Raw genomic sequence first — 15,797 nt, forward strand, 5'->3', positions numbered from 1 at the left:
GTATCGGTCGCGTGATACGGGTGCGGAGCGGACGCCCGGCCTCAGGCCGGCGCCTTCTCCTGCGACTGGCGCTGCTGGCTTGCCGCATGCAGCTCGCCCAGTGCGCGCTTGTACTCGCCCGGGAAGACCTTGACGAACAGGTCGCGGGCACGCTCCCAGTCGTCGAGGATGGCCCGCGCGCGCTCGCTGCCGGTGTACTTGAAGTGCTTCTCGACCAGTCCCTTCAGGATGATCTCGTCGCACTCGCCGCGATGCCAGATGGCGGGCTCCACAGTCTGCAGCTGCTGCGCCGTCGACAGGACCTTCTCCAGGCCGACCATCGCCAGGTTGCAGCGGTCCGCGAAGCGGCCATCGGGGTCGTAGACGTAGGCGATGCCGCCGGACATGCCGGCCGCGAAGTTGCGCCCGGTCTCGCCGAGCACCACCACGGTGCCGCCGGTCATGTACTCGCAGCCGTGGTCGCCGGTGCCCTCGACCACCGCGGTGGCCCCGGAGTTGCGCACGCAGAAGCGCTCGCCCGCCACGCCGCTGAAGAAGGCCTCGCCCTCGATGGCGCCGTACAGCACGGTGTTGCCGACGATGATGTTCTCGACGGCGTTGCCGCGGAAGTCGTTGGTGGGCCGCACGATGATCCGGCCGCCGGACAGGCCCTTGCCGACGTAGTCGTTGGCCTCGCCGACCAGGTCGAGCGTGATGCCGCGCGCGACGAACGCGCCGAAGCTCTGGCCGGAACTGCCCTTGAACTGCACGTGGATGGTGTCGTCCGGCAGTCCGTCATGGCCGTAGCGGCGCGCCACCTCGCCGGAGAGCATGGTGCCCACGGTGCGGTTGACGTTGGCGATCGGCAGGATGAAGGACACCTTCTCCTTCTTCTCCAGGGCCGGGCGCGCGAGATCGATCAGCTTGTTGTCGAGCGCGCCAGCCAGCCCGTGGTCCTGGTCGGCGACCTTGCGGCGCGGCACGTCGGCCGGCACCGGCGGAACCGCGAACACGCGGCTGAAGTCCAGTCCCTTGGCCTTCCAGTGCTCGATGCCCTTGCGGGTGTCGAGCAGGTCGGCACGGCCGATCAGGTCGTCGAACCTGCGGATGCCGAGTTTCGCCATCAGCTCGCGCACTTCCTCGGCGACGAAGAAGAAGTAGTTGACGACGTGCTCGGGCTTGCCCAGGAACTTGCGGCGCAGCACCGGATCCTGCGTGGCCACGCCCACCGGGCAGGTGTTCAGGTGGCACTTGCGCATCATGATGCAGCCCTCGACCACCAGCGGCGCGGTCGCGAAGCCGAATTCGTCGGCGCCCAGCAGTGCGCCGACCACCACGTCCCGGCCGGTCTTCATCTGGCCGTCGGCCTGCACCGTGATGCGGCTGCGCAGGCGGTTGAGCACCAGGGTCTGCTGGGTCTCGGCCAGGCCGAGCTCCCAGGGCGTGCCCGCGTGCTTGATCGACGACAGCGGCGAGGCGCCGGTGCCCCCGTCATGGCCGGCGATGACCACATGGTCGGCCTTCGCCTTGGAGACGCCGGCCGCGACCGTGCCCACGCCGACCTCGGAGACCAGCTTGACCGAGATCGAGGCGCGCGAGTTGGCGTTCTTCAGGTCGTGGATCAGCTGCGCCAGGTCCTCGATCGAGTAGATGTCGTGGTGCGGCGGCGGCGAGATCAGGCCGACGCCCGGCACCGAGTAGCGCAGCATGCCGATGTAGTCGGACACCTTGTGACCCGGCAGCTGGCCGCCCTCGCCGGGCTTGGCGCCCTGGGCCATCTTGATCTGGATCTGGTCGGCGCTCGACAGGTACTCGGCGGTGACGCCGAAGCGGCCCGAGGCCACCTGCTTGATCCGCGACCGCAGCGAATCGCCATTCTTCAGCGCGACGTCGCTCTCGATCCGGTCGGCGCCGATCACGGTGCCGATCGAATCACCGTCCTTGATCACCGCGTGCCCCGCGCGCATCTCGGCGCGGTAGCGCATCGGGTCTTCGCCACCCTCGCCGGTGTTCGACTTGCCGCCGATCCGGTTCATCGCCACCGCCAGCGTGGTGTGTGCCTCGGTGGAGATGGAGCCGAGCGACATCGCGCCGGTGGCGAAGCGCTTGACGATCTCGCTGGCGGGCTCGACCTCGTCCAGCGGCGCCGGGGCGCACGCGTCGAAGCGGAAATCGAACAGGCCGCGCAGCGTCATGTGACGGACGCTCTGGTCGTTGATCAGCTTCGCGTACTCGCGGTAGGTGGCCGCGCTGTTGCTGCGCGTTGCGTGCTGCAGCTTGGCGATGGAATCCGGCGTCCACATGTGGTCCTCGCCGCGAGTCCGGTACGCGTACTCGCCGCCGGCGTCGAGCATGCCGGCCAGCACCGGGTCGCCGCCGAAGGCCGCGCGGTGCAGCCGGAGCGCCTCCTCGGCGACGTCGAACACCGTGATGCCTTCGATGTTGCTGGCGGTGCCGGTGAAGTACTTGTCCACCAGCGACTTCGACAGGCCGATCGCCTCGAAGATCTGCGCGCCGCAGTAGCTCATGTAGGTGGAGATGCCCATCTTGGACATCACCTTCATCAGCCCCTTGCCGACCGCCTTCACGTAGTTCTTGACCGCCTTCTCGGCGTCGGCGCCGCCGTGCTGCGCCTTGTGCAGCTCGGCCAGCGTCTGCATCGCGAGGTAGGGGTGGATCGCCTCGGCGCCGTAGCCGGCCAGCAGCGCGAAGTGATGCACCTCGCGCGCCGAGCCGGTCTCGACCACCAGGCCGGCGCTGGTGCGCAGGCCCTTGTTCACCAGATGCTGGTGCACCGCGCTGGTGGCCAGCAGCGCCGGGATCGCGACGTTGTCGCGGTCGATGCGGCGATCGGACACCACCAGGATGTTGTAGCCGGAGCGCACCGCGTCCTCGGCCTCGGCGGCCAGCGAGGCCAGCCGCGCCTCGATGCCTTCCTTGCCCCAGGCGTCGGGGTAGCAGACGCTCAGCTCGTAGGACTTGAACTTGTTGCTGGTGTAGCGCTCGATGTGCCGGATGCGTTCGATGTCGTCGAAGTCGAGGATCGGCTGCGACACCTCGAGGCGGATCGGCGGGTTGGTGTTGTTAAGGTCGAGCAGGTTCGGCTTGGGGCCGATGAAGGACACCAGCGACATCACCATCTGCTCGCGGATCGGGTCGATCGGCGGATTGGTGACCTGCGCGAACAGCTGCTTGAAGTAGTTGTACAGCGGCTTGTTCTTGTTCGACAGCACCGCCAGCGGCGAGTCGTTGCCCATCGAGCCGATCGCCTCCTCGGCCGCGGCGGCCATCGGCGTCAGCAGGAACTTCAGGTCCTCCTGCGTGTAGCCGAAGGCCTGCTGGCGGTCGAGCAGCGTCACCGTGGGCGCAGGCGTGCGCTGCGAGACCTCGCCGGCGATGTCCTCGGCGCGCTGGGCGGCGGCGGCGGTCGGCCCCTGCGCCTCGCGCTCCACCTCGGCCGGGTCGCGCGCCACGTCGATCTCGTCGAGCTTGATGCGGATCGCCTCGATCCACTCGCGGTAGGGCTTGCTGTTGGCCAGCTGGTTCTTGAGCTCGGCGTCGTCGATGATGCGGCCCTGGTCGAGGTCGATCAGGAACATCTTGCCGGGCTGCAGGCGCCATTTCTTGACGATGCGGCTTTCAGGGATCGGCAGCACGCCGGCCTCGGAGGCCATGATGACCATGTCGTCGTCGGTCACGCAGTAGCGCGCCGGGCGCAGGCCGTTGCGATCGAGCGTTGCGCCGATCTGTCGGCCGTCGGTGAACGCGATCGCCGCCGGCCCGTCCCAGGGTTCCATCATCGCGGCGTGGAACTCGTAGAAGGCTCGCCGCTTCGGATCCATCAGCGTGTGCTGCTCCCACGCCTCCGGGATCATCATCATCATCGCGTGCGCCATCGGGTAGCCGGCCATCACCAGCAGCTCGAGGCAGTTGTCGAAAGTGGCGGTGTCGGACTGCCCCGCATAGACGATCGGGTAGAGCTTCTTCAGGTCGTCGGCGAGCACCGGCGACTTCATCACGCCCTCGCGGGCGCGCAGCCAGTTGTAGTTGCCCTTGACCGTGTTGATCTCGCCGTTGTGCGCCACCAGCCGGTAGGGGTGGGCCAGCGGCCACTCGGGGAAGGTGTTGGTGGAGAAGCGCTGGTGCACCAGCGCCAGCGCCGACACGAAGCGCGGATCCTGCAGGTCGCGGTAATACTCGCCGACCTGCCCGGCCAGCAGCAGGCCCTTGTAGACGATGGTGCGCGCCGACATCGACGGCACGAAGTATTCCTTGCCGTGCTTGAGGTTCAGCGCCTGGATCTTGTGGCTGGCCAGCTTGCGGATCACATACAGCTTGCGCTCGAGCGCGTCGGTGACCATCACGTCCGGGCCGCGGCCGATGAAGACCTGGCGGATCACCGGTTCCCGGGCGCGCACCGCCGGAGACATCGGCATGCTGGTGTCGACCGGCACGTCGCGCCAGCCCAGCAGCACCTGGCCTTCGCCGCGCACCGCGCGCTCGACCTCCTGCTCGCAGGCCAGCCGCGAGGCGTGCTCCTTCGGCAGGAAGATCATCCCGACGCCGTACTCGCCGGCGGGCGGCAGCGTCACGCCCTGGCGCGCCATCTCCTCGCGCAGGAAGTGGTCGGGAATCTGGGTGAGGATGCCTGCGCCGTCGCCCATCAGCGGATCGGCTCCCACCGCGCCGCGGTGGTCGAGGTTGAGCAGGATCTGCAGGCCCTGCTCGATGATGCGGTGGCTCTTCTTGCCCTTGATGTGGGCCACGAAGCCAACGCCGCAGGCGTCGTGTTCGTTGGCGGGGTCGTAGAGACCCTGCGCTTCGGGGGCGACGCCCGCCTCGAGCGACCCGCCAGCCCCCCTGCCGTCGGGTCGTTTGCGATGCTCGCAGACGTCGGTTTCCTCGTTCATCCGGTGTTCATCTGCTCGCATGGCGGCGCTCCGCAGTCCGTTTACAATTGGTCGCCAACGAGTTGGCGATGAGGTTGGCGATGGCTTCTGCCCCACTGTGCAGTGCAGCAAAGCAAGTCGAACCTACTAGTATATTCGTCATGAATTCGAATTCAAATACCGGAACGGAGACAATTTAATGCGCCCGATGTGCCGCTGCTTCAAGCTCGTCCAGCACGGACAGCCCATGGTCGACACCCAGGAACCGCTGCGCGAGCCCGCCGCAGGGGAGGTGGTGGTCCGCATCCTGGCGGCGGGAGTCTGCCATTCCGACGTGATGCTCTACGACGGCTTCGTCGACACCGGCACCGGCCGCAAGATCGACCTGTCCCGCGGCGTGGCCGCGCCGCGCGTGCTTGGCCATGAGATCGCCGGCGAGGTCACCGAGCTGGGCGCCGGCGCCACCGGAGTCAAGGTCGGCGACAAGGTGGTGGTGTATCCGTGGATCGGCTGCGGCAAATGCGCCTATTGCACCAGCGACCGCGAGAACCTGTGCTCGGCGCCGCGCAACCTCGGCCTGCAGCTCGACGGCGGCTTCTCGCAGTACGTGTTCGTGCCCGACGCCAAGTACTGCATCCCGGCGGGCAAGCTGCCGCTCGAGCAGGCTGCGCCGTATGCCTGCTCCGGCCTCACCGCCTATGCGGCGCTCAAGAAGCTCGCGCCGATGCGGCCGGACCAGACCGTGCTGATCCTGGGCGCCGGCGGCGTCGGCCTGTCGGGGGTGCGCTTTGCGAAGCACGTGCTCGGCATCTCGCCGATCGTCGCCGACATCGACCAGGCCAAGTGGCCGCTGGCCGTCGAGGCCGGCGCCAGCCAGACGCTCGACCCGAACGACGCCGATGCGGCCAAGGCGCTTGCCAAGGCGACCGGCGGCGGCGTCGACGCAGTGGTCGACTTCGTCGGCACCGGCGAGTCCTTCGCCTACGGCTTCAATGCGCTGCGCAAGGGCGGCAAGATGGTCTCGGTCGGGCTGATCGGCGGCTCGACGCCGGTGGTGCCGGCGGTGGTGGTGTTCAAGGCAGTGACGATCCAGGGCTCGATGGTCGGCACCTGCGGCGAGCTGCGCGAGCTGCTCGAGATCGCGCAGACCGGCGTGCTGCCGCCGCTGCCGGTGAAGACCCTGCCGCTGGACTCGGTCAACGAGGTGATCGGACGCCTGCACGCCGGAAATTTCCCCGGCCGGGCGGTGCTGACTCCCTGATCCCGGCGGCGGCCGGGCCCTGTTCAGGCAGCCGTGAACGGGCTCCGGCCGGCAGCGCGCGAAGGGATCGCCTCTTCGCCGATCCTCAGACCGCCGCCCCCGCCTGCGCGCCGGCCGCGTCCTCGCGCTCCGGCTCCGGCAGGAACAGCACGCACAGCAGCGTGAACACCGCGATGCCCGCCATCGCGAACAGCAGCGCCCCGAAGCCCGCCTCCTTAACGACCGGGCCGAGCAGCCAGACCGCCAGCGAACTGACGCCGAACGAAATCGCCAGCCGGATGCCGGTGACGCGTGAGCGCATCCGGTCGTCGACGTAGCGGACGATCATGGCATCCGTGAACGGGATCGCGCCGAAGATCGCCACCATGAAGCCCGCCTGCAGCGCCAGCAGCCACCAGCCCTCGGCGACCGCCGCCAGCGCCAGCAGGGGCGGCTGCGCCAGCACGACCCCGAGGTAGATGCGGCGCAGCGGAAAGCGGTCGATCAGCCGGCCCACCACCACCTGCGCGAACGAAGCCACTGCGTAGACCGCCGCCAGCATCGCGCCGAGCGTCGCCGGATCCTCGACGATGCCGGCAAAACGCTCGCGCAGCAGCTGACCGTTGCCGTTGGTGGTGAAGTTGAACAGCAGGCTGCTGGAGATCGCGGTCAGGGTCATCACCGCGACGATGCGCAGCATCGTCGCCCGCGGCAGCGCCACCACCCGGGTGGTGCGGCGCGCCGGCGGCTCGCTCTCCCGCGGCGCCACCCGGGCAAAGGCGATGCCGCACAGCAGGCAGACCACGCCCGGCACCGCGAAGGCCGCACGCCAGCCGATGTACTTGACGAGGAAGCCGGTGACCAGCGCAGCCACGGCGATCCCCAGGTTGCCGGCCAGGCCGTTGATGCCGATCGTCATCCCCGGATTGCGCGCCCCCTGGACCAGCATCGGAATGCCCACCGGGTGATAGATGGACGAGAAGGCGCCCAGCAGCGCCAGCGCGGCGGCCATCGACCACGGCCCGCTGGTCAGCGAGACAAGAATGGCGGACAGCCCCATTCCGAAGAAGAAGACGATCATCATCGCGCGCCGGCCCCAGAGGTCGCCAAGGCGCCCCGAGGGCAGCGAGCCGACCCCGAACAGGAAGAAGGCGCCCACGCTGTAGGGCATCAGGTCCTCCCAGCGGGAGAAGCCGAACTCCTGCGCGATCGACACCACCGCGGTGGCGAAGATCAGCAGGAACATGTGGTCGATCGCATGACCAATGTTCAGCAGCAGCGACGTCGGCGAATGCTGGCCCATCCCTTCCTCCCATGGCGTTGCCGGGCCGCACAGCGCGGCGCCGCGTCCCGCACCGGCGCCCGTTCGCTGCGGGCGCCGCCGCAACCGGCTAGACCCCGGCCCAGGGCCAGGGCTCGCCCGCCCCCGGAAGCCCCAGCCGCTGGAGCTCGCGCAGCGCGAAGCGATCGGTCATCCCAGCAATGTAGTCGGCGATCGCCCGCGGGCCAAGCAGTTCGGCACGCTCCCGGTGCGCATCCGGCAGCCTCGAGGTGTCGGCGATGAAGGCGTCGAACAGGCAATGAACCACCTCCCGCGCGCGCGCCATCACCTGCATCACCCGCTCGTGGCGGTACAGCTCCCTGTGCAGGAAGCGCTTGAGCTCGGCCGATCGGACGCGCATCCCATCGGAGAACGCCACCAGCGCGGGGGCCGCGCGCACCGCGTCGACCGAATCCGGCGCGGCATCCGAGATGCGCCGCCCGGTCTCGTCGAGCAGATCGACGACCAGGTCGTTGATCATCCGGCGCACGGTCTCGTGCACCAGCCGCCGGCCGGCGATGTCAGGGAACTCGCCGCGCGCGGCGCGCGCATGCCGCGCGAACAGCTCGACCTCGAGCAGCTGGTCCAGGGTGATCAGCCCGGAGCGCAGGCCGTCGTCCACGTCGTGGTTGTTGTAGGCGATCTCGTCGGCGAGATTGGCCACCTGCGCCTCGAGAGAAGGCTGGCGGCCGAGCAGGAAGCGTTCGCCGAGCTCGCCGAGCCGGCGCGCGTTGGCGGCCGAGCAATGCTTCAGGATGCCCTCGCGGGTCTCGAAGCACAGGTTGAGCCCGTCGAAGCCGCCATAGCGCTGCTCGAGCTCGTCGACCACCCGCAGCGACTGCAGGTTGTGCTCGAAGCCGCCGTGGCCGCGCATGCATTCGTTGAGAGCGTCCTGCCCGGCATGGCCGAAGGGCGTGTGCCCGAGGTCGTGGGCCAGCGACACCGCCTCCACCAGGTCCTCGTCCAGCCCCAGGCTGCGGGCGATCGAACGCGCGATCTGCGCCACCTCGATCGAGTGGGTGAGCCGGGTCCGGAACAGGTCGCCCTCGTGGTTCAGGAAGACCTGGGTCTTGTACTCGAGGCGGCGAAAGGCGGTGGAATGGACGATCCGGTCGCGGTCGCGCTGGAACTCGTTGCGGGTCGGCGCGCTGCGCTCGGCGACCCTGCGGCCGCGGCTCGCGCCGGGATCGGCCGCATGGGGCGCGCGCCAGCGGACGCCCGCCGGACGCTCCGACTGCGGCCGCGCGCCGTCCATCAGCCGGGGGCGCAGGCGGCGAGGGTCTCGCGCACCGCGTCGTCGGGCGCGCGGCGCACGCAGGCCCGGCCCAGCCCCTCGAGCAGGACGAACCTGGGCGTGCCGCGCTCGGCCTTCTTGTCCACGCTCATCAGTTCCACGTAACGGTCGGCTGGCCAGGCCGGCCCGCGGACCGGCAGGCCGGCCGCGGCGATCGCATCGCGCAGCCGCCCGGCCGCCGCCGCGTCCAGCAGCCCAAGGCGGCGCGACAGATCGGCCGCCATCACCATTCCCGCCCCCACCGCTTCGCCGTGCAGCCACTCGCCGTAGCCCAGGCCCGCCTCGATCGCGTGGCCGAAGGTGTGGCCGAAATTGAGGATGGCGCGCAGGCCGGACTCGCGCTCGTCGCTGCCGACCACGCCGGCCTTGATCTCGCAGGAGCGGGCCACCGTGTCCGCGAGCGCGCCCGGATCGCGCGCAAGAAGCGCCGGCAGCGCGCGTTCCACCGCATCCAGGTAGGCAGCGTCGGCGATCGCGCCGTGCTTGATCACCTCGGCGAGCCCCGCGGAGAGTTCGCGCTCCGGCAGCGTCGCCAGGCAGCCGACGTCGGCAAGCACCAGCCGCGGCTGGTGGAAGGCGCCGATCATGTTCTTGCCCAGCGGATGGTTGATGCCGGTCTTGCCGCCGACCGACGAGTCCACCTGGGCCAGCAGCGTGGTGGGCACCTGGATGAAGTCGATGCCCCGCTGGTAGACGGCCGCCGCGAAACCGGTCATGTCGCCGACCACGCCGCCGCCCAGCGCCACGAGGATTGCGCTGCGGTCGAAGCGATGTTCGAGCAGCGCGTCGAAGATCGCGTTCAGCGTCCCCCAGTGCTTGTGGGCCTCGCCGTCGGGCAGCGCCACCTCGATGACGCAGTCGGCGTCCGGCTCGAGCGCCGCGCGCAGCCGGGCTGCGTACAGCGGCGCCACGGTGACGTTGCTGACGATCGCGACCTGGCGGCCGGCGACGATCGGGGCCAGCAGGTCGCGCCGGTCGAGCAGGCCTTCGCCGATGGCGATGGTGTAGCTGCGCTGGGCGAGGGGGACGACGACTTCACGCATTCTTGACGAGATCCGGAGTGGGGCAATCGGACAGCGCGGCGACGATCTCCGCGACGACGCGTTCCACCGGCTGGCGGCCGGTGGAGACGGTGAGGTGGGCGCACTGCGCGTACAGCGGGCCGCGCGCATCGACGAGTTCGGCGATCCGGCGGCGCGGATCAGGGGTGCGCAGCAGCGGCCGCGCGCGGTCATGCCGCAGGCGCAGCCAGAGGTCCTGGGCCGTGGCGCTCAGGTAGACGACGCAGCCGCGCTCATGCAGGTTGCGCCGGTTCTCCTCGAGCAGCACCGCGCCGCCGCCGGTGGCGAGCACCAGCCCGGACTGGCGGGTGAGGTCGTCGATCAGCGTCGCTTCGCGGCGCCTGAATCCGTCCTCGCCCTCGAGGTCGAAGATGGTGGCGATAGGCACGCCGCAGCGGCTCTCGAGCTCGCGGTCGGCATCGATGAAGGGGCGGCCCAGCACTGCGGCCAGTCGCCTGCCCACGGTGGACTTGCCCGACCCCATCATGCCGACGAGGAAGATCGGGCGCTCGAGTGCGGAATCCTGCGCTTCGGTCATGCCGGAAGCTTATCGCAAGCGGAAGGGCCGGCGGCCCGGAGCGCGCGCTGCGCTCCGGGCCGCCGGCCCGGGAACCCGAACCTGGTCCGATCAGTCGGTGGTCGAGCAGTCGGGCGCCATGCCGAAGGGCGACGGCGTCCCGGGCGGGGTGACCTGCTCGTTGGTCACGTCCTTGGCGAGCACTGGCAGAGTGAAGGAGCGCTGATCCGAGCCTTCGGTGCCGGCGATCGTGGTGATCGTCACGCGCAGGCGCACGTCCACCCAGTTGCCGAAGTCCTTCGGATAGATCACGCGGATGCTCGCAAGCCCGTTCGCGTCGGTGCGCGCGCCGTCCGAGCTGACCACCACCGCGGCCACGTTGCCCGGGGTGAGCAGCCCGTCGCCGTTGACGTCCTCGCCGGCATCCAGCCTCAGGTTGCCGTTGATGTCCTCGCTGATGCACTCGAACACGCCGGTCTGCACCCAACGCTTCAGCCCGAGACTCCAGACGTAGGTGCCCTTCCTGTAGCCAGTGGCGACCAGCGAAGCCTGCACGCTCGCGCCGGCGACCGGGTTGCCGCTGGAGTCGGTCACCACAGCGGACCAGGGCATCGAGTTGGTCGCGATGTCGATTTCCTCCATCTGGTTGCCGGTGCCCACGCGCACCACCAGTTCCTGCTTGGACGCGGTGAGGCTGGTGGAGCCGGAGATGCCCTTGCCCGGCAGCTCCGCCTTCAGCACGATCTGGTTGAACCCGGAGGAGTTCGCGCCGGGGAAGAAGGCGACGGTGGCGACGCCCGAACTGTCGGTAGTGGCGATCGCCGGTTCGATCCGGCCATTGCTCGGGTCGGACAGCGCGGAGAAGCTCACCGTCTGGCCCTTGACCGGGTTGTCGGACGCGTCGCGCACCACCGCGATCAGCTGCGAAGAGTTGGTGCTGGCGGGCGACAGGTTGACGCCGACGTTCGCCGGGCTGGCCTGCAGCGCGAGCTTGGCCGGCGTGCGGCTGACGAACTCCACCGACTGCGAGCTGACCACGCTGCCTGCGAGCGCGGTGATGGTGGCCGCGCCGGCAGTGGCGGACTGGATGGTCACGCTGGCGTTGCCGGCAGCGTCAGTGACCGCGCTCGCCGCGCCCAGCGTGCCGCGGGTCGCGGTGAACTGCACAACCTGGCCCGCCTGCGGAGCGCCGGCGAGCGTGAAGTTCACGCTGACCGTCTGGAGCGTCGCGACCGGGATCTCCTGGCCCGGCGCCGGCGACGCGAATGCCACCTGGGTAGAGGCCACCTCCAGCGGCGTGCTCACGTTGGCGCCCAGCGCGGAGGCCGTCAGGGTATCCGCGCCGGGACGGGTGCCCGTGAAGAGCACGCGCGCCTGGCCGGCGGCGTCGGTGATCACGGTGGCGGCGCTCAGCGTATTGCCGGCCGCCGACGCGAGCCCGACCTGCTTGCCGACGAGCGCGGCACCCGATGAATCCCTCAGGCCGATGGTGAACTCGGTGGGCGCGTTCAGCACCAGGCTGGCAGGGCCGTTCACGTTGAGCGTGGTGCCGACCACGGCCACGTCCACGGTCCGCACCAGCGCGCCAGAGCGGGCGGTGACGGTGATCGTCCGGTTGGTCTGGTCGCTGATCTTCAGCGTCGCCGAGGCGACCCCGCTGGCGTCGGTGCGCGCCGACACCACCTGCAGCACCGCGCCCGCGTCGCCGGTGCCGAACTCGACCGTCTGGTTGGCCATCGAGCGGTTGGCGCCGTCCTTGACGAAGGCGGTGATGGTTGCCGTGCTGCGGCCGTCGGACCCGATCGACGGAGCACTGGTGGCCAGCTCCAGCGCAGTTGCTTCGCTGGGGGCGCCGACGCTGCCGCCGTCGCCCTGCCCACCCGCGCCGCCGCCGCCGCAGGCTGCGACGAGGGCGACGGTCGCCAGGGCCGCGAGCGCGGCCAGGATTCGCCTTGGACTATGCATCGTGTTTCTCTCTTCCCTGTTTTCGTTGGAATTCATCCGGCCCCGGCGCAGCGCGCTGCGCCGCCGGCCCGTCCTCAGCGCGCCAGCGCCGTGTCCGACACCACCCGCGGGGTCAGGAACACCAGCAGCTCGGTGCGGTCGTTGCGGCGCTGGGTGTTCTTGAACACGTTCCCGACCACCGGGATGTCGCCCAGCAGCGGCACCTTGTTCTCGGTCTTGCGCTCGACCTGCTCGTAGATGCCGCCGATCACCACTGTGCCGCCGTTCTCGACCAGCACCTGGGTGCGCACCGAGCGCTTGTCGATCGCGTAGCCGCCCGGCGTCAGCGCGCCGAGCGCGTCGCGGTTGACCTCCACCTCCATGATCACGTTGCCCTCGGGAGTGATCTGCGGCGTCACCTCCAGCTTCAGCACTGCCTCGCGGAACTCGATCGAGGTGGCGCCGCTCGACGTGGCCTTCTGGTAGGGCACCTCGGTGCCCTGCTTGATCGTCGCCTTGGTCTGGTCGGCGGTGAGCACCCGCGGGCTTGACACCACCTTGCCGCGCTGGTCGGCTTCCAGGGCCGAGATCTCGAGGTTGAGGAAGCGGGTCAGCGAGGAACCGAACAGGCTGATCGCGAAGGAGGCGGGCGAGACGCCGCTGATCGCCGCCGCCGGCAGGTTGATGAAGTTGGTGTTCTCCAGCGCGGTCGCGCGGCCCAGGCCCACCGCGTTCAGCCCCGGCAGGCCGGAGCCGTTCTGCGACGAGATGTCCGCCACGCCCTGCAGGTTGCCGGCGACCGAACCGTAGGTGCCGCCGCCGATGCGGCTGCCGGCGCCGTTGACCGGGACGTTCATCGCGGTCAGCTGGCCGGTGACCGGATTGGTCACGCCGACGGTGCGGTACACCGAGGAGCGCAGGTCGTTGAAGCCCAGCTTGGCGCCCAGGTTGCGCGAGAAGCGGTCGTCGGCCTCGACGATCCGCGCCTCGATCAGCACCTGGCGCACCGACACGTCGACCTGGGCGATCAGCTTGCGCACCTCCTCGAGCTGCGAGGCGGTGTCCTGCACGAAGACCTTGTTCGTGCGGGGATCAGAGACCGCGCTGCCCTGCTTGGACAGCACGCGCTGCTTCTCGTGGGTGAGCAGCTTCACCACGTTCTCAGCCTTCTGGTAGTTCAGCTGGAAGGCCTCGGAGCGGATCGGCTCGAGCTCGGCGAGCTGCTTGCGCGATTCCAGGTCCAGCTTCTCCTTGGTGGCGAGTTCCTCGGCGGGCGCCACCATGATGACGTTGCCGTTCTTGCGCATGTCCAGGCCCTTGGACTGCAGCACGATGTCCAGCGCCTGGTCCCAGGGCACGTCCTTCAGGCGCAGCGTGAGGGTGCCGGCCACGGAGTCGCTGGTGACGATGTTCAGGTTGGTGAAGTCCGCGATCACCTGCAGCAGTGAGCGCACGTCGACGTTCTGGAAGTTCAGCGACAGGCGATCTCCCCGGTAGCCGCGCACGCCGCCGAGCTTGGACGGATCCTCGCGCACCGGACGGACTTCGACCACGAACTGGGTGTCGCTCTGGTAGGCGTTGTGCTCCCACTTGCCCTGCGGCTCGATCACGATGCGGGTCCGGCCGCCCTCCTCGGAGGCGCGCACCGAACGCACCGGCGTGCCGAAGTCGCCCACGTCGAGCCTGCGGCGCAGGTTCTCGGGCAGGCGGGCGCGCAGGAAGTCGACCACGATGGTCTCGCCCTGCTGGCGGATGTCGACGCCGACGCCCGGGTCGGACAGCTCGACCACCACCCGGCCCTCGCCGTCCTTGCCGCGCCTGAAGTCGAGATCGCGCACCGCGTGGGTGGTGGCCGCCGAATCGCCCTTGGCGAAGCTGTAGGCCGGCGCAGCCGCCTGCGTGGCGGCCGCAGCCGCCGGCGTCAGCGTGACCAGCACCGACTTGCCCTCGACCGCGGTGGTGTAGCTCAGCGGCCGCTTGAGGTTGAGCACGACCCGCGAACGGCTGCCCGCCTGGACGATCGCGACATTGCGCACGTCGCCCTGCGGCAGGTCGAAGGAGCTCTGCCCCGCGGCGTTGGTCGTGTCGGCGAAGTCGAGCGCCACCCGCGGCGGGCTGTTCACCGAGAAGCTCGCGGGCTGGCCCGCCGGGGCTTCCTTGAGCTGGATGCGCAACTGGGTCGCGCCGCCCTGCATCGCGCTGGTCACCGATTCGATCGCGTTCGACTGGGCGAACGCCGCAGCCGCGTGCAGCGCGAGAACCGTGGCGAGGAATCGCCGGGCGAGACGCCCGGCAACGCCGCCGGCAGCCATCGGTCTTGTCATTTCGTGCTCTCCTGAAGCTGCAGCGCCGTTTCGCGTTCTGACCATTCACCGGCCGCATCGCGGACCATTTCCCTCAACTTCACTTCCGACTCGCTCACCCGTGTGATCACGCCGAAGTTCTGGCCGGCGTGGTTGCCCACGCGCGCCCGGTAGACCATGCCCTCCGCCTGCAGCAGCGCGAAGCTGCCGCGCCGGTCGCTCAGGTGCCCCACCATTCGGATCGACTCCAGCGGATAGCCTTCCAGCGCCTCGCGGCGCCGGCTCATGTCAGGCTGCATCGCGCCCGCGCCGGACTCGCCCGGGCGCAGCGCCAGCCTGCCCTGCGAGAAGGGATCGGCATCGCCCGTGTTCGCGTAGCGGAAGGGCTCGAAACGCTTGGGCGGATCGATCTTTTCGTTGACCACCGGCGTCCTGCGCCGCTGATCCTCCATCCAGCTGCGCAGTTCCTGCTGCTCGCCGCCGCAGCCGGCGAGCAGCAGCGCCGCGGTCATCACCGTGCCGGCCAGACGCATGCTCATTTGCCGCCTCCCTTGGCTGCGCTGCGCTTGCCGCCCTTGCCGGCCTTGGCCTCGGCCAGCCGCGCCTGCTGCGCCTGCTTGCGGGCCTCGGCGATCTCGTCGGCGTCCAGGTAGCGGAAGGTCTTGGCCACCGCGTCCATGGTCAGCAGGCCGGTCTTGTCGTTGAGCTGGATGTGCATGTCGTTGAGGGTGACGATCCGCGCCAGGTTGGAGATGTCGCTGGTGAACGCCCCCAGGTCATGGAAGCCGCCCACCAGCCGGATGTTGATCGGCAGCTCCGCGTAGAACTCGCGCAGCACCACCTGGCCCGGCTTGAAGAGCTCGAACTGCAGGCCGCGGCCCACGCCGGCCTGGTTGATGTCCGACAGCAGCGCGTCCATCTCGGCCTTGCTGGGCAGCTGCTTCTCGAGCTGGTCGACGTAGACCGACACCTGCTCCTTCTGGGCGCGCAGCACGTCGAGGTTGACCGCCTGGCGCAGCTTGTCGGCGTACTCCGCCTTGAGCTTGACCTCGCGGTCCTGGCCGGCCTCCAGCTCGGCGAGCTGGTCGCGCCAGTAGCCGGCCCAGGCCAGACCCAGCACTGCGACCAGGAGGCCCACCAGCAGCGCAACCCTGGGGGCCAGCGGCCACAGCCCGGGATGGCGGCCCTGCAGGCCGCTGAACTGCGCGCCGATGGCGCGCAGGTCGATTGATCCGATCGATTTCGCCAT

At 69.6% G+C, this 15,797-nt stretch carries 10 protein-coding genes; 1 reads left to right on the plus strand and 9 read right to left on the minus strand.

All coding sequences use genetic code 11. The annotated features are described in order from the left end of the window. Window positions 1-41: 41 nt before the first annotated feature. Window positions 42-4,910, minus strand: a complete 4,869-nt coding sequence (locus HNQ70_RS09230) for a glutamate synthase-related protein (protein ID WP_246434849.1) — start codon at window positions 4,908-4,910, stop codon at window positions 42-44. 157 nt (window positions 4,911-5,067) lie between these two features. On the opposite strand from HNQ70_RS09230, the gene HNQ70_RS09235 reads away from it, so the two are divergent. After that, window positions 5,068-6,129 carry an alcohol dehydrogenase catalytic domain-containing protein gene (locus HNQ70_RS09235; RefSeq protein WP_183966572.1) on the plus strand — a complete coding sequence of 354 codons (1,062 nt, stop codon included), beginning with the start codon at window positions 5,068-5,070 and terminating at the stop codon, window positions 6,127-6,129. Window positions 6,130-6,214: 85 nt separating this feature from the next. Here the strand turns inward: HNQ70_RS09235 and HNQ70_RS09240 are convergent, their stop codons facing one another. The 8 genes from HNQ70_RS09240 to HNQ70_RS09275 form a co-directional block, all read right to left on the minus strand. After that, on the minus strand, window positions 6,215-7,411 hold the full coding sequence (locus HNQ70_RS09240; RefSeq protein WP_183966574.1) for an MFS transporter: 1,197 nt from the start codon (window positions 7,409-7,411) through the stop codon (window positions 6,215-6,217). An 88-nt stretch (window positions 7,412-7,499) separates the two neighbouring features. Then, window positions 7,500-8,684: a deoxyguanosinetriphosphate triphosphohydrolase gene (locus HNQ70_RS09245; RefSeq protein ID WP_183966576.1), complete on the minus strand. Its 1,185-nt coding sequence runs from the start codon at window positions 8,682-8,684 to the stop codon at window positions 7,500-7,502. Continuing rightward, the gene (aroB, locus tag HNQ70_RS09250) at window positions 8,684-9,766 is read right to left on the minus strand and encodes a 3-dehydroquinate synthase (RefSeq protein WP_183966578.1); all 1,083 of its coding nucleotides are present in this window, start codon (window positions 9,764-9,766) and stop codon (window positions 8,684-8,686) included. The genes HNQ70_RS09245 and aroB overlap by 1 nt, the downstream gene beginning before the upstream one ends. Continuing rightward, window positions 9,759-10,322, minus strand: coding sequence for a shikimate kinase (locus HNQ70_RS09255; protein WP_246434850.1), 564 nt, complete (start codon window positions 10,320-10,322; stop codon window positions 9,759-9,761). The genes aroB and HNQ70_RS09255 overlap by 8 nt, the downstream gene beginning before the upstream one ends. A 90-nt stretch (window positions 10,323-10,412) precedes the next feature. Further along, window positions 10,413-12,266: an Ig-like domain-containing protein gene (locus tag HNQ70_RS09260; RefSeq protein ID WP_183966580.1), complete on the minus strand. Its 1,854-nt coding sequence runs from the start codon at window positions 12,264-12,266 to the stop codon at window positions 10,413-10,415. Between the two features lie 74 nt (window positions 12,267-12,340). Next, entirely contained in the window at window positions 12,341-14,569 is a 2,229-nt protein-coding gene (locus HNQ70_RS09265; RefSeq protein ID WP_246434851.1) for a type IV pilus secretin PilQ, read from the minus strand. Continuing rightward, window positions 14,566-15,087 carry a pilus assembly protein PilP gene (locus HNQ70_RS09270; protein ID WP_183966582.1) on the minus strand — a complete coding sequence of 174 codons (522 nt, stop codon included), beginning with the start codon at window positions 15,085-15,087 and terminating at the stop codon, window positions 14,566-14,568. Before HNQ70_RS09270 ends, HNQ70_RS09265 begins: the two co-directional genes overlap by 4 nt. Beyond that, the gene (locus HNQ70_RS09275; RefSeq protein WP_183966584.1) at window positions 15,084-15,797 is read right to left on the minus strand and encodes a type IV pilus inner membrane component PilO; all 714 of its coding nucleotides are present in this window, start codon (window positions 15,795-15,797) and stop codon (window positions 15,084-15,086) included. Before HNQ70_RS09275 ends, HNQ70_RS09270 begins: the two co-directional genes overlap by 4 nt.

This window comes from Quisquiliibacterium transsilvanicum (assembly GCF_014202215.1).
GTDB classification, from domain to species: domain Bacteria; phylum Pseudomonadota; class Gammaproteobacteria; order Burkholderiales; family Burkholderiaceae_E; genus Quisquiliibacterium; species Quisquiliibacterium transsilvanicum.